17 protein-coding genes are annotated in these 17,142 nt (G+C 64.7%); 2 read left to right on the forward strand and 15 right to left on the reverse strand.

Going from position 1 to position 17,142, the window contains the following annotated elements; all coding sequences use genetic code 11:
- Position 1 precedes the first annotated feature (1 nt).
- Together fliR and flhA are read right to left on the reverse strand one after the other, a co-directional pair.
- Complete coding sequence (gene fliR, locus LB555_RS19935; RefSeq protein WP_140619428.1) at positions 2–754, reverse strand: flagellar biosynthetic protein FliR; 753 nt, start codon at positions 752–754, stop codon at positions 2–4.
- Positions 751–2,838: a flagellar biosynthesis protein FlhA gene (gene flhA, locus LB555_RS19940; RefSeq protein ID WP_015315887.1), complete on the reverse strand. Its 2,088-nt coding sequence runs from the start codon at positions 2,836–2,838 to the stop codon at positions 751–753. Before flhA ends, fliR begins: the two co-directional genes overlap by 4 nt.
- A 115-nt stretch (positions 2,839–2,953) precedes the next feature.
- Between flhA and LB555_RS19945 the strand changes: the two genes are divergently transcribed.
- Together LB555_RS19945 and LB555_RS19950 are read left to right on the forward strand one after the other, a co-directional pair.
- On the forward strand, positions 2,954–3,253 hold the full coding sequence (locus LB555_RS19945; protein WP_015315888.1) for a putative quinol monooxygenase: 300 nt from the start codon (positions 2,954–2,956) through the stop codon (positions 3,251–3,253).
- A gap of 234 nt (positions 3,254–3,487) precedes the next feature.
- On the forward strand, positions 3,488–5,269 hold the full coding sequence (locus tag LB555_RS19950; RefSeq protein ID WP_224683563.1) for a chloride channel protein: 1,782 nt from the start codon (positions 3,488–3,490) through the stop codon (positions 5,267–5,269).
- Between the two features lie 21 nt (positions 5,270–5,290).
- Here the strand turns inward: LB555_RS19950 and LB555_RS19955 are convergent, their stop codons facing one another.
- The 13 genes from LB555_RS19955 to LB555_RS20015 form a co-directional block, all read right to left on the reverse strand.
- The gene (locus LB555_RS19955) at positions 5,291–6,934 is read right to left on the reverse strand and encodes an MFS transporter (protein WP_140619434.1); all 1,644 of its coding nucleotides are present in this window, start codon (positions 6,932–6,934) and stop codon (positions 5,291–5,293) included.
- A gap of 376 nt (positions 6,935–7,310) precedes the next feature.
- Positions 7,311–7,577, reverse strand: a complete 267-nt coding sequence (gene fliQ, locus LB555_RS19960; RefSeq protein ID WP_013893193.1) for a flagellar biosynthesis protein FliQ — start codon at positions 7,575–7,577, stop codon at positions 7,311–7,313.
- Between the two features lie 13 nt (positions 7,578–7,590).
- Positions 7,591–7,998 (reverse strand): flagellar hook assembly protein FlgD, encoded by a 408-nt coding sequence (gene flgD / locus LB555_RS19965; RefSeq protein WP_140661809.1) that lies wholly within the window; start codon positions 7,996–7,998, stop codon positions 7,591–7,593.
- Complete coding sequence (gene flbT, locus LB555_RS19970; RefSeq protein WP_224683564.1) at positions 7,998–8,441, reverse strand: flagellar biosynthesis repressor FlbT; 444 nt, start codon at positions 8,439–8,441, stop codon at positions 7,998–8,000. Before flbT ends, flgD begins: the two co-directional genes overlap by 1 nt.
- Positions 8,438–8,785 carry a flagellar biosynthesis regulator FlaF gene (gene flaF, locus LB555_RS19975; RefSeq protein ID WP_015315893.1) on the reverse strand — a complete coding sequence of 116 codons (348 nt, stop codon included), beginning with the start codon at positions 8,783–8,785 and terminating at the stop codon, positions 8,438–8,440. The genes flbT and flaF overlap by 4 nt, the downstream gene beginning before the upstream one ends.
- Before the next feature lie 28 nt (positions 8,786–8,813).
- Positions 8,814–9,857 carry a flagellar hook-associated family protein gene (locus tag LB555_RS19980; protein ID WP_015315894.1) on the reverse strand — a complete coding sequence of 348 codons (1,044 nt, stop codon included), beginning with the start codon at positions 9,855–9,857 and terminating at the stop codon, positions 8,814–8,816.
- Between the two features lie 3 nt (positions 9,858–9,860).
- Positions 9,861–11,315, reverse strand: a complete 1,455-nt coding sequence (gene flgK, locus LB555_RS19985) for a flagellar hook-associated protein FlgK (RefSeq protein WP_015315895.1) — start codon at positions 11,313–11,315, stop codon at positions 9,861–9,863.
- A gap of 27 nt (positions 11,316–11,342) precedes the next feature.
- Positions 11,343–12,602 carry a flagellar hook protein FlgE gene (locus LB555_RS19990; protein ID WP_140661810.1) on the reverse strand — a complete coding sequence of 420 codons (1,260 nt, stop codon included), beginning with the start codon at positions 12,600–12,602 and terminating at the stop codon, positions 11,343–11,345.
- A 79-nt stretch (positions 12,603–12,681) separates the two neighbouring features.
- Complete coding sequence (locus tag LB555_RS19995; protein WP_015315897.1) at positions 12,682–13,350, reverse strand: response regulator transcription factor; 669 nt, start codon at positions 13,348–13,350, stop codon at positions 12,682–12,684.
- Between the two features lie 222 nt (positions 13,351–13,572).
- Positions 13,573–14,160, reverse strand: coding sequence for a transglycosylase SLT domain-containing protein (locus tag LB555_RS20000; protein ID WP_181171169.1), 588 nt, complete (start codon positions 14,158–14,160; stop codon positions 13,573–13,575).
- A complete protein-coding gene (locus LB555_RS20005) occupies positions 14,090–15,469 on the reverse strand; it encodes a flagellar hook-length control protein FliK (RefSeq protein ID WP_224683565.1) in 1,380 nt (459 codons plus the stop codon). Before LB555_RS20005 ends, LB555_RS20000 begins: the two co-directional genes overlap by 71 nt.
- Positions 15,466–16,833 (reverse strand): chemotaxis protein MotC, encoded by a 1,368-nt coding sequence (locus tag LB555_RS20010; RefSeq protein ID WP_224683566.1) that lies wholly within the window; start codon positions 16,831–16,833, stop codon positions 15,466–15,468. The genes LB555_RS20005 and LB555_RS20010 overlap by 4 nt, the downstream gene beginning before the upstream one ends.
- Positions 16,830–17,142 (reverse strand): OmpA family protein (locus LB555_RS20015; RefSeq protein ID WP_224683567.1); only part of this gene is annotated, 313 nt, incomplete at its 5' end. The genes LB555_RS20010 and LB555_RS20015, both read right to left, overlap by 4 nt.

A 17,142-nucleotide genomic window follows, 5' to 3' on the forward strand; every position in this document is an offset into this window, starting at 1 on the left:
GTCACCTCGCCAGCGTGAGGTCGACGAAGCCGTCGACGAACAGCGACAGCATGGTGCCGGCGGCGAAATAGAAGATCAGCATGCCGCCGGCCATGACGAAGGGCTGCGAGATGAAATAAATCGGGATCTGCGGCGTCAGCTTGTTGACGAAGCCGATCGTCAGATTGACGAGAATGGCATAGGCGACGAACGGGCTGCCGAGGCGGATGACCAGGAAGAAAGTGTCCGACACGGTGTCGGTGATGTCGACCAGCGCCGCCTGCGGGTTGAAGAAGACGTTGACCGGCGCGACCGTGTAGGACGCCACGAGGGCGCGGACGATCTCGTGATCGAAGTCGAAGACGAACAGCATCAGCAGCGCCGAGAACGAAATGATGGCGGCAAGGGCTGCCTGCGGCTCCGGTTCCTCGATCGCCGGTCCGCCGGAACCGCCATAGCCGATCAGCATGGCGATGGCCGAGCCCATGAAGCGAAGCGCCTCCATGTAGAGCCTGGTCATGGCGCCGATCAGCCCGCCGACCAGCAACTCCGAGATGATCATCGGCACCAGGATCTGCGGACGCGGATCAACGAAGGGAAAGATCTTGTCCCACAGGAAGGCAAGCAGGCCGCCGGTGGCGGCGATCGCGACGAACAGCCTGACCTGGACCGGGACGCGGGCGCTGGACAGGCCAGGCATCAGCATGAAACAGGCGCCGATGCGGCAGAAGGCGAGGAACGCCGCGATGACGACGGCCTGAGAGAGAACGCTCACGATATGGTCCCGAGCACCCTGATCTCGACGCCCTTGGCGATTTCGACATGGGAGAGCACCGGCAGCGTGGTGAACAGGCGCTCGATGATCATGCGCACATAAGGGCGGGCGTCGGGCGCGGTGACGAGGACAAAACGCTCGCCGGCTTCGAGGTGTTTCTTGATCGCCTTGGTGGCGTCCTGGCCGAATTCCTCCAACTGGCGCGGATCGATGTCGAATTCGCGCACCTCGCCCTTGGCGTCGCGCTTGAGGCTCTGGTGGAAGGCAAGGTCCCAGCGGTTGCCGAGGCGCAGCACCTTGAGCACGCCGCCTTCGGAGAGATCGCCGCAGATCTGCTGGGCCATGCGGATGCGCACATGCTCGACGATCTGCTCGGTGCGGCGCACATGCGGCGCGATCTCGGCGATGGCCTCGATGATGAGATGCAGGTTGCGGATCGAGACGCGTTCGGCAAGCAGCAGCTTGAGCACCGCCTGCAGGCCGGGATAGGAGATGTGGGTGGTGCAGATCTCGTCGGCGAGCTTGCGGTATTCCTGGTCCTGGCGTTCGAGCAGCGCCTTCATGTCCTTGTAGGACAGGAGCTGCGGCAGGTTGTTGCGGATGACTTCCGAGAGATGGGTGAGCAGCACCGACATGTTGTCGGCGAAGGTGAAGTTCTCGCGCTTCAGATCCTCGGCGAAGGTTTCCATGACGGAGTAGGCGCGCATGCCGAAGGCGGGCTCGCGAATTTCCTCGCCGGGGATTTCGGGTATGTCGCGGTTGCCGAGCAGCACCATGATCTCGCCGACGCGCATCGAATATTCGGCGACCACGGTGCCGTGCACCTTGATCTGGTAACTTTTCGGCGGGATGGCGAAGTCATCGGCGACGCGCACTTCCGGCACGACGAAGCCATACTGCTGGGCGAATTTTTTGCGCATCTTGGACATGCGGAAGACCAGTTCCTGGTGCGAGACCAGGAGCCGGGTGGAAAGCTGCTTGCCGATCAGCAGTTCGATCTCGGCGGTGGCGAGCGAGGCCTTGACCGAGTTCTTTTCTTCCTCGGCCTTGCTCGCTTTTTCCTGGCTCTTCAGCGCCTCGGCCTCGGCGACGGCCCGGTTGTGGCGCATTGGAATGACATAGCCGAGGCCGGCCATGCCGGCGGCGAGCGCGAAGAACGGGAACAGCGGCAGGCCGGGCATCAGGCCGAGCAACACCAGCAGTGCGGCCGCCACGTAGAGCGCGCGCGGATGGGCGCCGAGCTGGCCGAACACGGCCTGGTTGGTCGAGCCGCGCGTGCCGCCCTTGGAGACCAGCAGGCCGGCGGCGAGCGAGACGATGAGCGCCGGGATCTGGGTGACGAGACCGTCGCCGACCGACAGCTTGATGAACACGTCGGCGGCTTCGCCCATGCCCATGCCGTGCCTGATGTAGCCGATGGCGATGCCGCCGACGATGTTGATGGCGGTGATGATGAGGCCGGCGATGGCGTCGCCGCGGACGAATTTCGAGGCGCCGTCCATCGAACCGAAGAAGGAGGATTCCTCTTCCAGTTCGCGGCGGCGCAGTTGCGCGGTCTTGTCGTCGATCATGCCGGCGGAGAGGTCGGCGTCGATCGACATCTGCTTGCCGGGGATGGCGTCGAGGGTGAAGCGCGCACCGACCTCGGCGATACGGGTGGCGCCCTTGGTGATGACGATGAAGTTCACCACGATCAGGATCATGAAGACGATCAGGCCGATGACGAAATCGCTGGCCATCACCAGCTTGGAGAAGCCGGCGATGACATAGCCGGCGGCGTGCGTGCCCTCATTGCCGTGCGACAGGATCATGCGCGTGGTGGCGATGTTGAGCGACAGGCGCAGCATGGTGGCAATGAGCAGCACGGTCGGGAAGGACGAGAAATCGAGCGGCCGCTGGATCCACAGCGCCACCATCAGGATCAGCACCGAAAGCGCGATCGAGAAGGCAAGCCCGATGTCGATGAGAAAGGCCGGGATCGGCAGGAACAGCACGGCCAGGATGACGACGATGCCGAGCGCGAAGAAGACGTCGCGGCCGTTCTTGGCCACCGCGCCGGGCTGGATGCTTTCGCTGATCGCCATTCTCGTCCTCGAAACCCTGGGCTGCCGAGCATGCGACAGCCCGGCGAGGGTAGCTGGCCAAGCTTGCGCGAGGGTGGGAGAGTGACGGAATCGACTCTCTCGCGAAGGACACCTCATGCTGCTGATCATCGGTACGATCCGCCTGCCGCCCGACAGGCTCGACGAGGCAAGGCCGGTGATGGAGCGCATGGTTCGCGCCAGCCGCGCCGAGGACGGCTGCCTTGAATATTCCTATGCGCAGGATGTGCTTGATCCCGGTTTGATCCGGATCACCGAGGTGTGGCGCGCCAGACCGGCCCTGGATGCGCATTTCCGCTCGCCGCATCTTGCCGACTGGCGCGCGAGCTGGCCGGGGCTCGGCATCGGCGAGCGCAATCTCGTGCTCTACGAGGCCGGCGAAGCCATGCCGACCTGAGCGGTCCGGCGCCCGGATCCTTGCCGCGCTCCGGCTCGGTGTACGCATTGTGCTGAAAGGGCACGGTTAGTTCGCAACTGGCGGGCGGCCCCGTCGGCCCAAAGCGGGAAAGGCCGGATCGGGCGGTTTCGCGGCCATAATGGCGCCTTTGATGTCGGCATTGTGGTTGTCACGACGTGCCGCCCGGCGTATCAGGCGGGTCTTCCTTTGCCTTGATATCGGCGAGCCGCCCCGGTGCTTTCCAGAAACCAACCCCAAGTCTACGCCCGCCGGCTGCGCGCGGTTCTTTTGAGGTCAGTCCCTCTGCTGGAGGCGCGCGGTATCGCCGTCGTCATGCTGGCGGGCGTTATCGGCGTCATGGCTGGCATACTGGTCACCGCGATGAGCCAGATCGTACAGGACCTGCACGGGCTGCTGTTCGGCGTCCAGCCCGGCGGGCGCCTGTCTGGCATGTTCTCGCTCGCCAATCCGATACAGGCGCTGATCCCGGCGATCGGCGGCGTCCTGCTCGGGATATCGGTGGTCTGGCTGAGGCTCCGGAAATTCCGCACGCCGGTCGATCCGATCGAGGCCAACGCGCTCTATGGCGGGCGCATGTCTCTGACCGATACCTTCATCATCGTCGTGCAGACGATGATTTCCAGCGGCTTCGGCGCTTCGGTCGGTCTGGAGGCGGGCTATACGCAGGTCGGCTCAGGCGTCGCCTCACGGCTGGCGCGCGCTTTCCGGTTGCGCCGCAACGACGTCCGCATCCTGGTCGGCTGTGGTGCCGCCGGCGCCATATCGGCCGCCTTCGACGCGCCGCTGACTGGCGCCTTCTACGGCTTCGAACTGGTCATCGGCATCTACTCGGTCGCCAATGTCGCCCCTGTCATGACGGCCGCGATCTCGGCGTCGCTGACGGCGGAAGTGTTCGGCGGCGTGCCCTTTCCGCTCGAGCTTTCAGGGTTGCCGCAACTCACCGCCAGCCAATATGTGCCCTTCCTGTTGCTCGGCCTGCTTGGCGGTGCTGCCTCGATCGCCATCATGCAACTGGTGACGTTGATCGAGCGCGGGTTCAACCGCCTGTCGGTCGACGCCTCGCTGCGCCCCGTCATCGGTGGTGTCCTGGTCGGCCTCCTCGGCCTGATCACGCCGCAGGTCCTGTCCAGCGGCCACGGCGCGCTGCATCGCGAGTTCGCCATGAATTACGGGCTGGCGGTGGTGGCCAGCGTCTTCGTGCTGAAGCTGGCGGCGTCGGCGATCTCACTGGGTTCGGGCTTTCGCGGCGGACTGTTCTTCGCCTCGCTGTTCCTTGGTGCGCTGCTCGGCAAGGCGTTCGCCGGTGTCATGGCGCTCGTGTCGCCGGCGACCGGCATCGATCCCTCCGTCGCCGCCGTCGTCGGCATGACGTCGCTTGCCGTCGGCGTCGTCGGTGGGCCTCTGACCATGACCTTCCTGGCGCTGGAATCGACCCGCGACCTGACGCTCACCGGCGTGGTGCTGGCCGCCTCGATCATGGCGGCGATCCTGGTGCGCGAGACCTTCGGTTATTCGTTCTCGACCTGGCGCTTCCACCTGCGCGGCGAGACGATCCGCAGCGCCCACGATGTCGGCTGGATGCGCAGCCTGACCGTCGGCTCGATGATGCGCGAGGACATCAAGACCGTCGATGCGTCGACGACGCTGGCCGCCTTCCGCAAGGAATTCCCGCTGGGTTCGGCCCAGCGCGTGATCGCCGTCGACCCGGGGGATGAGTATGTCGGCGTGCTGATCGTGGCCGAACTGCACAGCGATCCCTCCGGGGGCGAGGTGCCGGTGCGCGACCTTGCCCAGTACAAGGATGCCGTCCTGGTGCCCAGCATGAACGTGCAGGCCGCCGCCGAGACCTTCCAGCGCGCCGGCGCCGAGGAACTGGCCGTGGTCGAGGACTTCGCCGACCACATCGTGCTCGGGCTGCTGACCGAGGGCCATTTGATGCGGCGCTATGCCGAGGAACTCGAAAAGGCCCGCCGGGACCTGTCGGGAGAGGGGTAGGCGCCGCGAACCTTGAATTCGTCAGTGCTCGATCGGCCCCTTGGCCATCACCAACGCGGTGCCGGCGGTCGTCGGACGCTCGATGACGCGGCGCACGCGCGGCGGCTCGTTGCCCGAGTGCAGCGCCCGCAAGCGTTCGCCGACCATGGCGTCGGCTTGGGTGATGCGACCGTTATGCCTGACATATTCGAGCCAGGTCGGCGTGTGGTAGTGCTCGATCCAGATCGCCGGATTTTCGAGATCGCGCGCCAGTGTCCAGTTGCGGGCGCCGTCGCGGCGGCGGATGCGGCCGCGCTCGGCCATGGTGGCGAGGAATTCCGCCTCGTCCTCGTGCCGGATGATGTATTCGATCATAATGGCGATCGGACCGCTGCGCGGCTTCAGGTCAAGTGCCAGGTGCGGCTCCTTGAAGCGGTTGAGCGGGTCGAGGTTGAGCACCTGCTGTTGCGGCAGCGGCAGCACGAGGCCGATGGCGCCCCCGGCCAGCATGGCGATGGCCGCGGCGATCAGCGCCGTCTCGGCGCCATGCGCGTCGGCGACGACACCCCAGATCCAGCTGCCCAGTGCTATGCCGCCGAAGGTTGCGGTCTGGTAGACCGACAGAACCCGGCCGACCACCCAGCGCGGTGTCGCCATCTGCACGGTGACGTTGAAATGCGAGAGCGCGATCACCCAGCAGGCACCGCCGACCAGCAGGCCGAGCGAGGTCTGCCAGGCATGCTGGCTGACGGCGGCGTTGAAGGCGCAGGCCGCAAAGCCGGCGAAGGCACAGCGCACCATCGTCTCGCTGGAGAGCAGCTGCCGCAGCCGCACGCTGATCAGCGCCCCGCCGACGGCGCCGATGCCGAAGGCGCCCAGCATGATGCCGTAGGTCAGCGCATCGCCCTTGACCACATCGCGCGCCACCAGCGGCAGCAGCGCCAGCACCGCGCCGGCGCTGAAGCCAAAGGCGGCGCCCCTGACCAGCACCTTGCCGATATTCGGCGACATGGCGACGTAGCGCAGGCCGGCGCCCATGGCGGCCCCCAATGACTCGCGCGGCAAGGTCGAGGCCGGTAGATCCGGCTTCCAGCGTGCCAGCACGACGATAAGCCCGACATAGCTCACCGCGTTCGCCGCGAAGGCCGCGGCCGCGCCGGCGGCCGCGACGATGATGCCACCGATTGCCGGGCCGACGCTGCGTGTCAGGTTGAAGCCCATGGAATTCAGCGCCACGGCGGCAGGCACCTTGTTGCGCGGAACGATGTCGCCGACGGAGGCCTGCCATGACGGGCTGTTGAGTGCCGTGCCGCTGTCGATCAGGAAGGTAAAGGCCAGCAGCGTCCACGGCGTGATCAGGTCCAAATAGGTGAACGCGGTCAAAAGCACCGAAACGACCAGCATGAAGGTCTGGGCGACCAGCATCACCTTGCGGCGGTCGAAGCTATCGGCGATGGCGCCGGCGACAAGCGCGAACAGCATGATCGGCAAGGTGGTCGAGGCCTGGACCAGGGCGACCTGATAGGGCGAGGTGGCGATGGTGGTCATCATCCAGGCGGCGCCGACGCCCTGGATCAAGCCGCCGAAATTGGAGACGAGGCTCGCGCCCCATACGGCCCGGAAGATGCCATGCCGGAACGGCGCCAGCGCCGAGACGCTTTCGCTATCCGGCTTCTCGTCAATCATGGATGGGTTCCTGCCACGGCGCGCTGATCCTTGCGGGAATCCGTTTCCCCGCATGATTTGCCGAAACTATGGCATCGCGGCGCAAAGGGCGAATGCCTTGCAGGGAAGATCATGGTCCAACAAGGGGATAGCGAAGGGCCACACGCTGGCGCCGCCACCGCAAACCGTCGCGCCCTGAATGGCACTCCACAGCATGTCGCGGCGAACCGGATTCGCCCGACCTGCTGTAAGCTTCTGATTCTATGCACGTCGTTGTTCCGGAACCGGGAACCACTTCCGGGCGACATGCATTAGCCGCAACCCGGACGCCTGCTAGCTGCGTTCCATCCCGGCGCAAATCTGGGCGGAAGCGTCGAGCACCCTTGCTGGAAATCGCTCAGAAACCGTTCTGGATGCGCTCGAAGATGACATTGGTGAAGGCCGATATCTGGCCGCCGATGAAGGGACCCGTAAGCGCCACCACCAGCATGATGGCGACGATCTTGGGCACGAAGGTCAAGGTGATTTCCTGGACCTGTGTCAACGCCTGGATCAAGGCGATGCCAATGCCGACCGCCATGGCGACCAGGACCACCGGAGCGGATGCGGTCAGCACCGTCCACACCGCATACTGGACGATGTCGAGTGCGTCGGCCTCATTCATGTCGGCGGTTGGCCTAGCTCGCCGGCTTGATCGACACGCCCGCGCCGACAGGGACCGTGGTGCCATCCTGCAACACCGCGATCAGTCCGTTGCTGCCAAGCGTCACCGACGCCACCGTGCCCGTTGTCTTGCCATCGGCCGAGGTGATGTTGCGGCCTATGAGAGCGTCGGCCTGCGACAGCGCCGAGGACTGCATGATCTGGTCGAGCTTGGTGTTGGTCTGCACCGATTGCTCGACCTGGGAGAAGGTGGCGAGCTGGGCGACATACGCCGTCGAATCCATCGGTTTGGTCGGATCCTGGTTCTTCATCTCCGCGATCAGAAGCTTCAGGAAGGACTGATAGTCGACCGCCGTCTTCGAGGTCGACGTGGTGGTCTGGTTGGCGCCAACCGGCACCGTCGTCGTCATGTCCACGGTCATCAGTATCGTGCTCCCACGGCCAGCGGGCGCGCGGCGCCCGGAACATCGTCATTGCCGCCAAGTGCGCGGCGTTCGAGAGGATAAAGCGAACGGATCGCCTTCAAGGCCTCGTAGATGTGATCCTCGCCGACCATGCGGTCGACCTGTTTCAGCGCGCTGCCGATCTCGGCGTCTTCGAAACTTGCAATGAGCAGTGGCAGCGAGCGGCGGAACATCTCGCGCGCTTTGTCGGCACCAGCGGGGTTTATCAGCATGACCTGCACGATGAAATAGAGCTGCCGCAATGGCGTCGACGCGTCGTCTGCTTGGATCACATGGCTCTCGAGCAGGAACTGCACGTCGTTCATCAGCTCGATGGTGACCTTGCGGTCGACGCGGATGACCGCGCCATTGATGTAGATCTTCTCATTGGGCTTCAGCGATAACTTCAACGTGTTGGTCATTGAATGCCGTCGCGGATGATCTGGGATACTTCGATCAGCCCCTCGAAATTGTCGGTGCGGCCCTGGCGGATGTCCTCGGCCTCGCGCAGCAGCCACAGGCCGATGGAGATCAGGTTGGCGCGCAACTCCTTGGGGAGTGCATTGTCGCTGGAGCCGAGATCCTCGACGAAGGTTGTCCAGACGCGATTGGTGAAATGCAGCGCCTCCACCGCCTCCATCGAATGCTGGCCTGCCGCGGCGGCGGCCGACAGCATGTCGATCGAGCGGGTCAGGAGGTCCCGCTCGCGGTCCTTGGCGTCCGCGACGGAGGTGCTCTGAACGTCGGCGTAGGAGAATTGGTACATCGGTGGCTCTACCGTTCCGCTGGAGGTGTCAGGTCAGGTAATTCAACAGGCTGAGCTGCTGCAGGCGCGCCGTCAGGGCGAAAGACGTCTCGATATGCTGCGTCAGATTGGCGACGCGGGTCGCCGCTTCCGCCGGATCGACTGCCTCGAGATCCAGAATGTGGCGTTCGAACAGGTCGATCTGCGTCTTCATGCGGTCGCTGGCATCGGAGACGCGCTTCTGCACGATGCCGGTCTGGGATTGGACCTGCGCGATGCCGCTCAGCGCCTCGCCGACCAATTTCTGCGAGTGGTCGATGATGGTGTCCTTCGCCGCCTGGCTGATGTTGGTGGACATCAGGCTGGAGACCAAGGCCGCCGCCATGGCGAGCTTCCTGATGCCGTCGCTGTTGGCCCCGGTCGAGGTCTCGGTGGTTTCGTTGAGCGCGATGCGGCTGACGATCTGCTGGTCGGTCGCATTCGACATGTTGGTCTGCCAGCCCGCGCCGAGGAACTGGGGCGTGACATCGTTGGTGATGAAATCGTCCATCTGGGCCGCGGTGATGTTGGCCGCGGCCGGGTCACTGGGCGGGAAGCCGAACTTGGCGACGAAGGAGGCGTCAAAGGCAGCCTTGGCGGGAGAGCCGGCGGCCGTGAAATCGTTGATCGGCTTGACGTCGGTGTTGGTGCCAGCGAACAGATATTCGCCGTTGACGCTGGTGTTGAGGATCGACGTAAGCTGCTGGATCGTTGTCTGGCCGGTCGATTGGGTCAGGCTGTCGGAGTTGTCGCCCGACGACGCGGTGGTCAGGCTGGACAGGAAAGTCTGCGCGACGCTGGAGAGCTGGCCGAGCGAGGTCTGGGTGGATGAGAGCCGGGCGGCCACCAGTCCGTTGGAATCGACAACGACGTTGAGCCGGTCGAGGTCGCGCGAAAAGGTGACGGACTGGGCGGTACGCCCACCAAGTGCCAGACCGACATCGGCGACCTTGCCGGTCGAGGACTCTTTCGTGGCTTTGACGAGATCGGCCTGCATGCGCATCTGCTGATAGCGCATGGCATTCGTAAGGGCAGCAGAGGAGACAAAGGTCATGGCTTATCCCACCGCGCTCAACAGCGCCGTCATCATGTCGTCGATGGTCTTCATCATCCGGGCGGATGCCTGATAGGTGTGCTCGAGATCGAGCATCAGCGACATTTCCTGATCGACATTGACGCCCGTTGCGTTGGACAAGGCATCGGCACTGCGCTGTGCCAGGGCTTCCTTGGCGTCGGCGGCGGTCGAAGCCTGCTGACGAACGCCCTGCAACCAGCCGATCGAATTGGCGGCGTAGTCGGCAACGCTGGAGGTTGCCGAAATCCCGGCCAAGGGATCGAACGTCATCGGCTTGTCGAGCTGGTCGCCATAGGCGACCAGAAGGTTGGAGTATGAAGCCCCGCCAGTGGTGTTGGCGACGTAGGCGACGCCATTGGCCCCCCCATCGCGCAGCAATGTCGGGTTGCCGCCGGTGCTGGGATCCATCGCGGCATTGATCTTGATCGTTCCAGCAAGGCCGTCGACGAGCGTGCCCGCGGCTGGCACCGCCGGTGCGCCCGACCAGGTGAACAGGCCCGCCGCATTGGGCATCGACGGTGCCGTTTCAGCAAAGGCGGTGATCAGGCCGCGCGCGGTTTCGTCGAGCTGGCTCTGCATGGTCGAGGCGACGCCGTCGCGCAATTGCAGCAGGCCGGCAATGGTGCCGCTGGCGGTGGTGTTGCCGCCGCTGCCCGCCGAGACCGGTACGTTGTCGATATAGACCGTGTTGCCGGCCGCACCCGCGGCGTACCCCGAAGACGGGGCGAAGCTGACGGTGCGTGGGATCGTCTCGAACAATGTCGTGCCGTCACCCGTGGTGATGACCATGTCGTTGTCGCCACGCGTGAAGGTCGACACCGGAATGTAATTGGCGATCTTCTTCAACAATGCGTCGCGTTGGTCGAGCGCATCGGAAACGTCGGTGCCTGAACGGGTTCCGGACATGACCGCGGTGTTGGCATCCTGGAACTGGTTGAGCAGCGAGTTGAGATCCTTGACGGCGGTATCGATCTGGCCGTCGGTTTGGGTACGAAAATCCTGAATGGCCTTGGAGCCTTCATTGAGGGACCGCACGACCTGTTTGGCCGCGTCGATCACGCTCGAGCCAAGATTCTGGTTGGACGGCGAGGTGGCGTATAGCTGCAGCGCCTGCTGCAGATTGCCGATCGCTGTCGAAGGCGAGGAGGCGTTGTCGACGCCATTCACCGATACGTCGAGCTGATCCATGCCGTTGTAGAGCGCGCTCTGGCCGGCATAGGCGGACAGAGCGCCGAGGTTCTGGCGAAACAGCAGGTCGTTGGCCGCACGCTGGACATCAACCGAACGCGCGCCGGGCGTCGTGCTGGTGACCAGCGCGATGCGGCGCGAATAGTTCGGATTGTCGGCGTCTGCCACGTTGCGCGTGACGACGCTTGTCTGCCGCGAGGTGGCCAGAAGCGCCGATTGGGCGATGCTCAGTGCGGAGGAAAGCGACATGCTGGTCTTTCACGGGCGAAGCCCGGTTTATCTCTTCAGGTTGACAAGGACGTCCATCAGGTCGGAACCGGTCTGGAAGACTTTGGAATTGGCGGTGTAGCTGCGCTGGGCCGCGATCATGTCGGTCAATTCCTCCGCGATATCGACGTTGGAATTTTCGAGCGCGCCCGAGATGATCGAACCGGCCTTGCCTTCGTTGGCAAAGCCGACACGGATCGCACCGGAGTCGGTGCCTTGCGCGTAGACATTGCCAGGCAGCGCCTTGAGCTGGTCAGGGCTCTGCACGTCGGCCAGCGGAATTTTGTAGAGCGGCTTGGAGGTGCCATCCTTGTACTGGGCGTAGATGGTGCCGTCCTTGCTGATCTGCACCTTGTCGATGGTGCTCGGCGCGTTGCCGTTCACCTGGGCGTCGGTGACGGTGAAGCCGGTGCCGAGCTGGGTCAGCTTTGACAGGTCGAGGGCAAGGCTGGCGCCGCCCGGTACGGTGAATGAAATGCCGGTCGGGGTGCCGGTGAGCTTGCCGGTGGTGGTATCGAAGGTCAGGTTGGCCGTGCCCAGGGCGCCGCCGGCAGCGTAGGGGAAGCCAGTTCCGGCTGTCGCCTTCGACTGGTCGAAGACCGCCACCTCCCAGGTGCCTGCGCCGGTGTTGGTGAAATAGACGTCGAGCAACTTCTTGTTGCCGAGATTGTCATAGGCGACCATCGACGACTTCGAAGTATACTGCGCTCCCGCCGAGTTCGTGCTGGGCAGGTTGATGGCAGCGACCGGTGTCGCACCTGCCGGCAGATTGCCGCTGAAATTGCCTTGGGTGCTCGGCGTCGCGGTCAGTCCCTGGTCGGAGATGACAACCGGCTCGAGACCTTCGAAGCCGTTCACCGTGGCCGCCGGCGTGCCATTGGCGTAGCTGTAGGCCATCAGCTGGAAACCGGCGGCATTGACCAGCCGGCCCTGTGCGTCGGGAACGAAGGCGCCGGCGCGGGTCAGGAAAGGCGTGCCGCTTGGATCCTGGACGACGAAGAAACCATCGCCGCTGACGGCAAGGTCGGAGACCGAGGTCGTGTATTGAAGTACGCCCGGATCGCTGACCGCCTGGCGGATCGTGGTGGTGACGCCGCCGGAATTATAGGCGCCACCGGTCGACGGCATGATCAATGTCGAAAATTCGGCCGAGGACCGCTTGTAGCCGGTGGTATCGGAGTTGGCGATGTTGTCGGCTGTCGTCGACAGGCGGTTCGCCTGGGCGTTCATGCCCGAAACGCCGGTCCGCATCATTCCGTAGAGGCTCATCGAGATGTCTCCGCAATATCCATGCCACTGGCTTCGAGGCTACGCGTCCTGTCTTGCGCGAGGCTGGCGCGGTGCCGCATCAGAACACGAGCCGGTAGCCGAGGAAGCGCTTGGAATCGATCGGGTCGGTGCCCAGCTTCTCGCGCAGTTTCTTGCGCAACTTGCTGATGTGGCTTTCAACCACGTTCTCTTCGACCTCTTCGTCGAAGATGCCGTAAATGGCATTGAACACCTGGGTCTTGGTGACGCGGCGGCCACGGTTGCTCGCCAGATATTCCAGGATACGGCGCTCGCGGCGCGGTAAGGGCAGCGGCTGCCCGTCGATCTCGGGATCGCGGCCGTCCATGAAGATGCGCATGGCGCCGATCTCGGTATAGGCGACGTCCTCGCTGGCGCGGCGGCGGATGGCGGTGATGCGGGCCAGGATTTCGCGGATGTGCACCGGCTTGCGAATGACGTCATCGACGCCGCTCTCGAACAACCGCAGCGTGTTTTCCAGCGAATGCTGCTCGCTGAGCGCAATGACCGGAGCTCCGGTGCGGTCGCGGATCTGGCGCGGCGAGATCGCGCCGTCGCGACAGTCGCCGATCAGGAAGGCCCGCACCGATCGCAGATCGGTGTCGGCGGCCGAGTTGACCCACTCGCCGAACTCGCCCGGCGCGAACCCGGCGCAGGCGATCCCCTCGCGGTCGAAAAGTGAATTGTAGCCCTCTGTCACGAGCTCTCGCTCGTCAACGATAACGATCATCGGCCCCGCCTCCGAATCAGCACATTTGCCCCGTGGGGAAAGGCGTATCCGCTGGCGGGAATCCTGAACAACCGTCATTTCTTGTAACTAGTTTCTTGGGAGTCCGGAATCGTATCGGTTGCATTAGCGTGCAGCCAGATATGCTTGGGGCCCAAGTCTCGGCCAAGTCGAATCGATCGCTTCGCAGCCACGGGACAGATGTATTAGAAGTGGAAAATGCGCTTACGGGTTGCAGAAGGCGCGTGCGTTCGTGGTCCATTTGCCGAAGCCGGTGGCCACCATGTTGGCGATCACCCTGCAGACATAGACCTTCTGCGCCGGGTCGTTGTCGGGTCCGGCATGATAGCGGGCGACGGCCATGGACCAGGTCTCATGGCGTGCATGGAGGCTGGCCAGGAAGCGTGCCGCGTAGTCGACGTTCTGGCGCGGGTCGAGCATGTCCTCGACGCTGCGGAAATGCGAGGCATGGTAGTGATGGTTGATCTGCATGCAGCCGAGATCGATCAGCGTCTTGCCCTCGCGCTGGGCGTTGGCGAAGGCGGCAAGCGCTTCGTCCCGGCTTCTCGGGAAGACTGCTTTTCCCTCTATATTCAAGGCATTGGGTTGAAGGCTGCCCTTGTTTCCGGTTTCCGTCAACCCGACGGCATAGAGGATGCCGGCAGGCACGCCATAGCGGTCGGCGGCACGCAGGATCTCGGGTTCGCAAGGATTGGTGGCGGCGCCTGCGCTGCTCGCGAGGCTAGATAAAAACACCGCCGCCAGCGCGCTCGCGAGAAGGCGAAGCGGCGCGGCCATGTGCTTGCGCTTCATCATGATTACCCCTTGCGGATTGCTGACCTGACTGCTGGCCGCCGGTTCCACTGTTGCCGCCGCCGGAATTTCCGGGCTGGAAGGATGACGGATCGCGGCCGGGTGCAGCGCTCATCGAGGCGGTTGCATCCGTGCGGGTTGTAGAGGGAATTGCTACCGAAGGTTGCAGGATGGTGACCTTGTCAACCTCGAAGCCCAGCCCGCGCAGCGACTTGACGATCGCCTCGCTGTCACTGGAAAGCCGGCGATAGGCATCGTGTGTTTCGGGCTTCAATTCAATCGACAGTTGTTCTCCGGAGAGCCGAAGATGGGCCGTCACCATGCCCAGTTCGGCCGGGTGAAGTTCGATCTTCAACACATGTGTCGGAACGGCAACAGAGCCTGTCAGCTGAGCGGTCGCGGAGGCCGTGGAAAGCGCCTGGTTCGGACCGCCATCGGCTGAAATGGCGCCGATCACGTTCAGGGCTGCCTGGCTTATCGGTGCCTGCGGCGGCGCGGGGAAGCTGCGCTCGGAAACGACGTCGATGCGTGCAGCCGCCGACTGCTGTTTTCCCGGCTCGGACCGCAACGCGGACTGGAGATCGGCGATCGATTTCAACTGCGGCGCCGCCTGCTTCGTCTCCACGCCCGGCACGTCCGCAGGCGCCTCGGGCAAGGGGCCGGCCGTGACCATACTGTCATGTTTGGGCGTGCCGGCGGCATCACGAATGAGCTGGCCGTCGAGTTTCGTCAACGGTCCGTCGACCAGCGATACCCGCTCGGGCTTGGCCATGGGTTCGAGACCGTCACGTCCGGCGGCGGATTTCTGCCGATAGGCCTTCGGCGGAAGCTGTCCAACGACCGCGGCGTCCTGTTCCGTTCCGGCCGCGCTCTGGTCGGCCGTTTTGGCCGATGTCGAGAAATGGCGCAGGTCATGAAACGCCATCAGCAGCGCTAGATGCTCGTCGAGCGGCGTCGCGCCCGATTCGGCGGCCGGCGCGTCGGCATCGGCATCCTTGTCCGTCCCGGCGTCCTTGCCGTCCTTCATGGATTTCGCGGCAGACGATCCGCTCGGCGTGGTCCTTGCCTTGCCGGCGGGCCTGGGCTCGTCCTCGCCTGCCTTTGCCGCAAGCTCCGCGGCAAGCTTGCTCCACCGCGGATCGCGGGACCCTGGCTCGGCCGGTGGCTGCTTCTCCGAATGGGCAGGGCTTGCGCCGCCGTGCACCATCTCTCCGAACCCGGTGTGGTCCTTCTTTCCGGACGGGGCCGGCTGCTCGGCCGTGCGCGCGGCGGTAAATCCTGGCAGGGCCGGGCCGAGGCTGGGGGTCATTTCGGGGCGGCTCCAAGCATCTGGTCGATCAGGTCTAGCTGTCGACGGGTTTTCGTCATGGCGGCGTCGGTCGGGTCTGTCGTGTCGGCGCTGGCCGCGACCGCCGGGGCCGATGCCGGCAGGACGGTTGCCGCGTCGGTTGCCGGCGCGGACGTGTTCGGCGCAGCGGGCGCAGCGGCCAGGGGCGCCAAGGCCGGCTTCTCGGACACGGCACCCTCGACGGGTGGCAATCCGGCGGCATCCGTGGTCGATGCGGCCGCAATTTCGGGTTCGGGCGATGGTACGGCCGGCGCGGGCGCCGGATTTGCGACCGGAAGGGAAGCAGGCGGCGCCACCACTTCGCCGGCGATCGCCTGGGCCGCGTCGAGCAAGGCCCGGTCGCCGTCCGATAATTTGCTGCGGTCGATCTTGCCAAGTTTGGTGCGCACGTCCTCGATCGTATCGGAGGTCACCGTGGACAGGCTGGAATAGAGCAGGGCGCGCGGATCGTCCTGATTGGTGTTGCCGTCGCGACCCTGTTCGGCCCGCGCCGAGGCGAAGGCCGACAAGTCACTCATGCCGTCAATCGCGGCGCGGCGCGCGATACGCAGATAGATCACCTTCTCGCGCTCGGGGTCCATCATCGAGGTGATGTCGGCCAGCTTGTCCTGGCTGATCGACATATGCAGTGCAATGACGCCGGAGACGAAGGAGTCGGCGAACTGGCTGGCGTAAGGCGAATAGAGGTAGCGCTCGACATATTGGGTGGAGGCAAGCGCGAACCGCGCCGCGTCGCCCTGCGTCACGGCAATGCCGACCGAGCGCCGCAAGGCCGCTTCCTCGACCAGAGTGCCGGGGCTGAGCAGCTTGGCCTCATCGAGCAGCGTGAGTGCGGCCGCCGGCTGATCCGTGGCAAGCAATGACCCTTTGACCAAAGCGAGGAACGCGCCGAGGTCGCCTGGCAGGGTCATCGGGTTGATCGGCCTCAGGGCTTCGATCGCCTCGCCTGGCCGGCCGTTCAGATAGTCGATCACCCCTTTGGCCATGGCAAGGTTCCGCGGATCGGAGGCGGCGCGCGATACGGCCGCCTCGACGGTCACCGGATTGCCGCCGCTCATGCCGTAGACCAGCAACGCGCGAAAATTCTTGGGATCCTTGAAATCCTCGGCGTCCGCCGCGCGCAACCGCGCATCGGTCATCTCGAGCAGCTTGGCCTGCATCGGCATCGCGGCATGATCGCCGGCCGCGATGCGGTCCTGAACGAGCTGCAGCGAGCGGACCAGCTGATAAGGCTGCAGCGTGTCCTGGGCGAGGCCCGCAGAGGGACAAGCCGTGGCCAGCAGCAACAGGCCTATCATACGGCTGGTGAGCGCCGCCCGTTTCATCCGCCGGTCGCCATCAGGATCTCGATGCGGCGGTTGGCCGCCGACAGCGGATCAGCGGCATCCTTGGGCTGGCGATCGGCGAAGCCGGCAACCTCGGTGATGCGGCGTTCATCGACGCCGCCACGCACGAGCATGTAATAGGCCGAGTGCGCGCGCGCCGTCGACAGCCGCCAATTGTCGTAGCTGGCACCGCGGAAGGGACGCGCATCGGTGTGACCGTTGATGCTGATGGTGCCTTTCTGGCCGTTGACGATGCGGCCGATCTTTTCCATCGCCAGCACCAGTTCGCGGGGGGGGGCCCCCCCCCCC

It is taken from the genome of Mesorhizobium sp. BR-1-1-10 (assembly GCF_020165595.1).
Lineage (GTDB): Bacteria > Pseudomonadota > Alphaproteobacteria > Rhizobiales > Rhizobiaceae > Mesorhizobium > Mesorhizobium australicum.

Bases quoted from the DNA above. Each gene is read 5' to 3' on its own strand.
- LB555_RS20005 (WP_224683565.1), bottom strand. From the start codon at position 15,469: ATGACCCCCAGCCTCGGCCCGGCCCTGCCAGGATTTACCGCCGCGCGC.
- LB555_RS20010 (WP_224683566.1), bottom strand. From the start codon at position 16,833: ATGAAACGGGCGGCGCTCACCAGCCGTATGATAGGCCTGTTGCTGCTG.
- flbT (WP_224683564.1), bottom strand. From the start codon at position 8,441: ATGACCAACACGTTGAAGTTATCGCTGAAGCCCAATGAGAAGATCTAC.
- LB555_RS19990 (WP_140661810.1), bottom strand. From the start codon at position 12,602: ATGAGCCTCTACGGAATGATGCGGACCGGCGTTTCGGGCATGAACGCC.
- LB555_RS19945 (WP_015315888.1), top strand. From the start codon at position 2,954: ATGCTGCTGATCATCGGTACGATCCGCCTGCCGCCCGACAGGCTCGAC.
- LB555_RS19955 (WP_140619434.1), bottom strand. From the start codon at position 6,934: ATGATTGACGAGAAGCCGGATAGCGAAAGCGTCTCGGCGCTGGCGCCG.
- LB555_RS19995 (WP_015315897.1), bottom strand. From the start codon at position 13,350: ATGATCGTTATCGTTGACGAGCGAGAGCTCGTGACAGAGGGCTACAAT.
- flgD (WP_140661809.1), bottom strand. From the start codon at position 7,998: ATGACCGTGGACATGACGACGACGGTGCCGGTTGGCGCCAACCAGACC.
- flhA (WP_015315887.1), bottom strand. From the start codon at position 2,838: ATGGCGATCAGCGAAAGCATCCAGCCCGGCGCGGTGGCCAAGAACGGC.
- fliQ (WP_013893193.1), bottom strand. From the start codon at position 7,577: ATGAATGAGGCCGACGCACTCGACATCGTCCAGTATGCGGTGTGGACG.
- flgK (WP_015315895.1), bottom strand. From the start codon at position 11,315: ATGTCGCTTTCCTCCGCACTGAGCATCGCCCAATCGGCGCTTCTGGCC.
- flaF (WP_015315893.1), bottom strand. From the start codon at position 8,785: ATGTACCAATTCTCCTACGCCGACGTTCAGAGCACCTCCGTCGCGGAC.
- LB555_RS20000 (WP_181171169.1), bottom strand. From the start codon at position 14,160: ATGAAGCGCAAGCACATGGCCGCGCCGCTTCGCCTTCTCGCGAGCGCG.
- LB555_RS19980 (WP_015315894.1), bottom strand. From the start codon at position 9,857: ATGACCTTTGTCTCCTCTGCTGCCCTTACGAATGCCATGCGCTATCAG.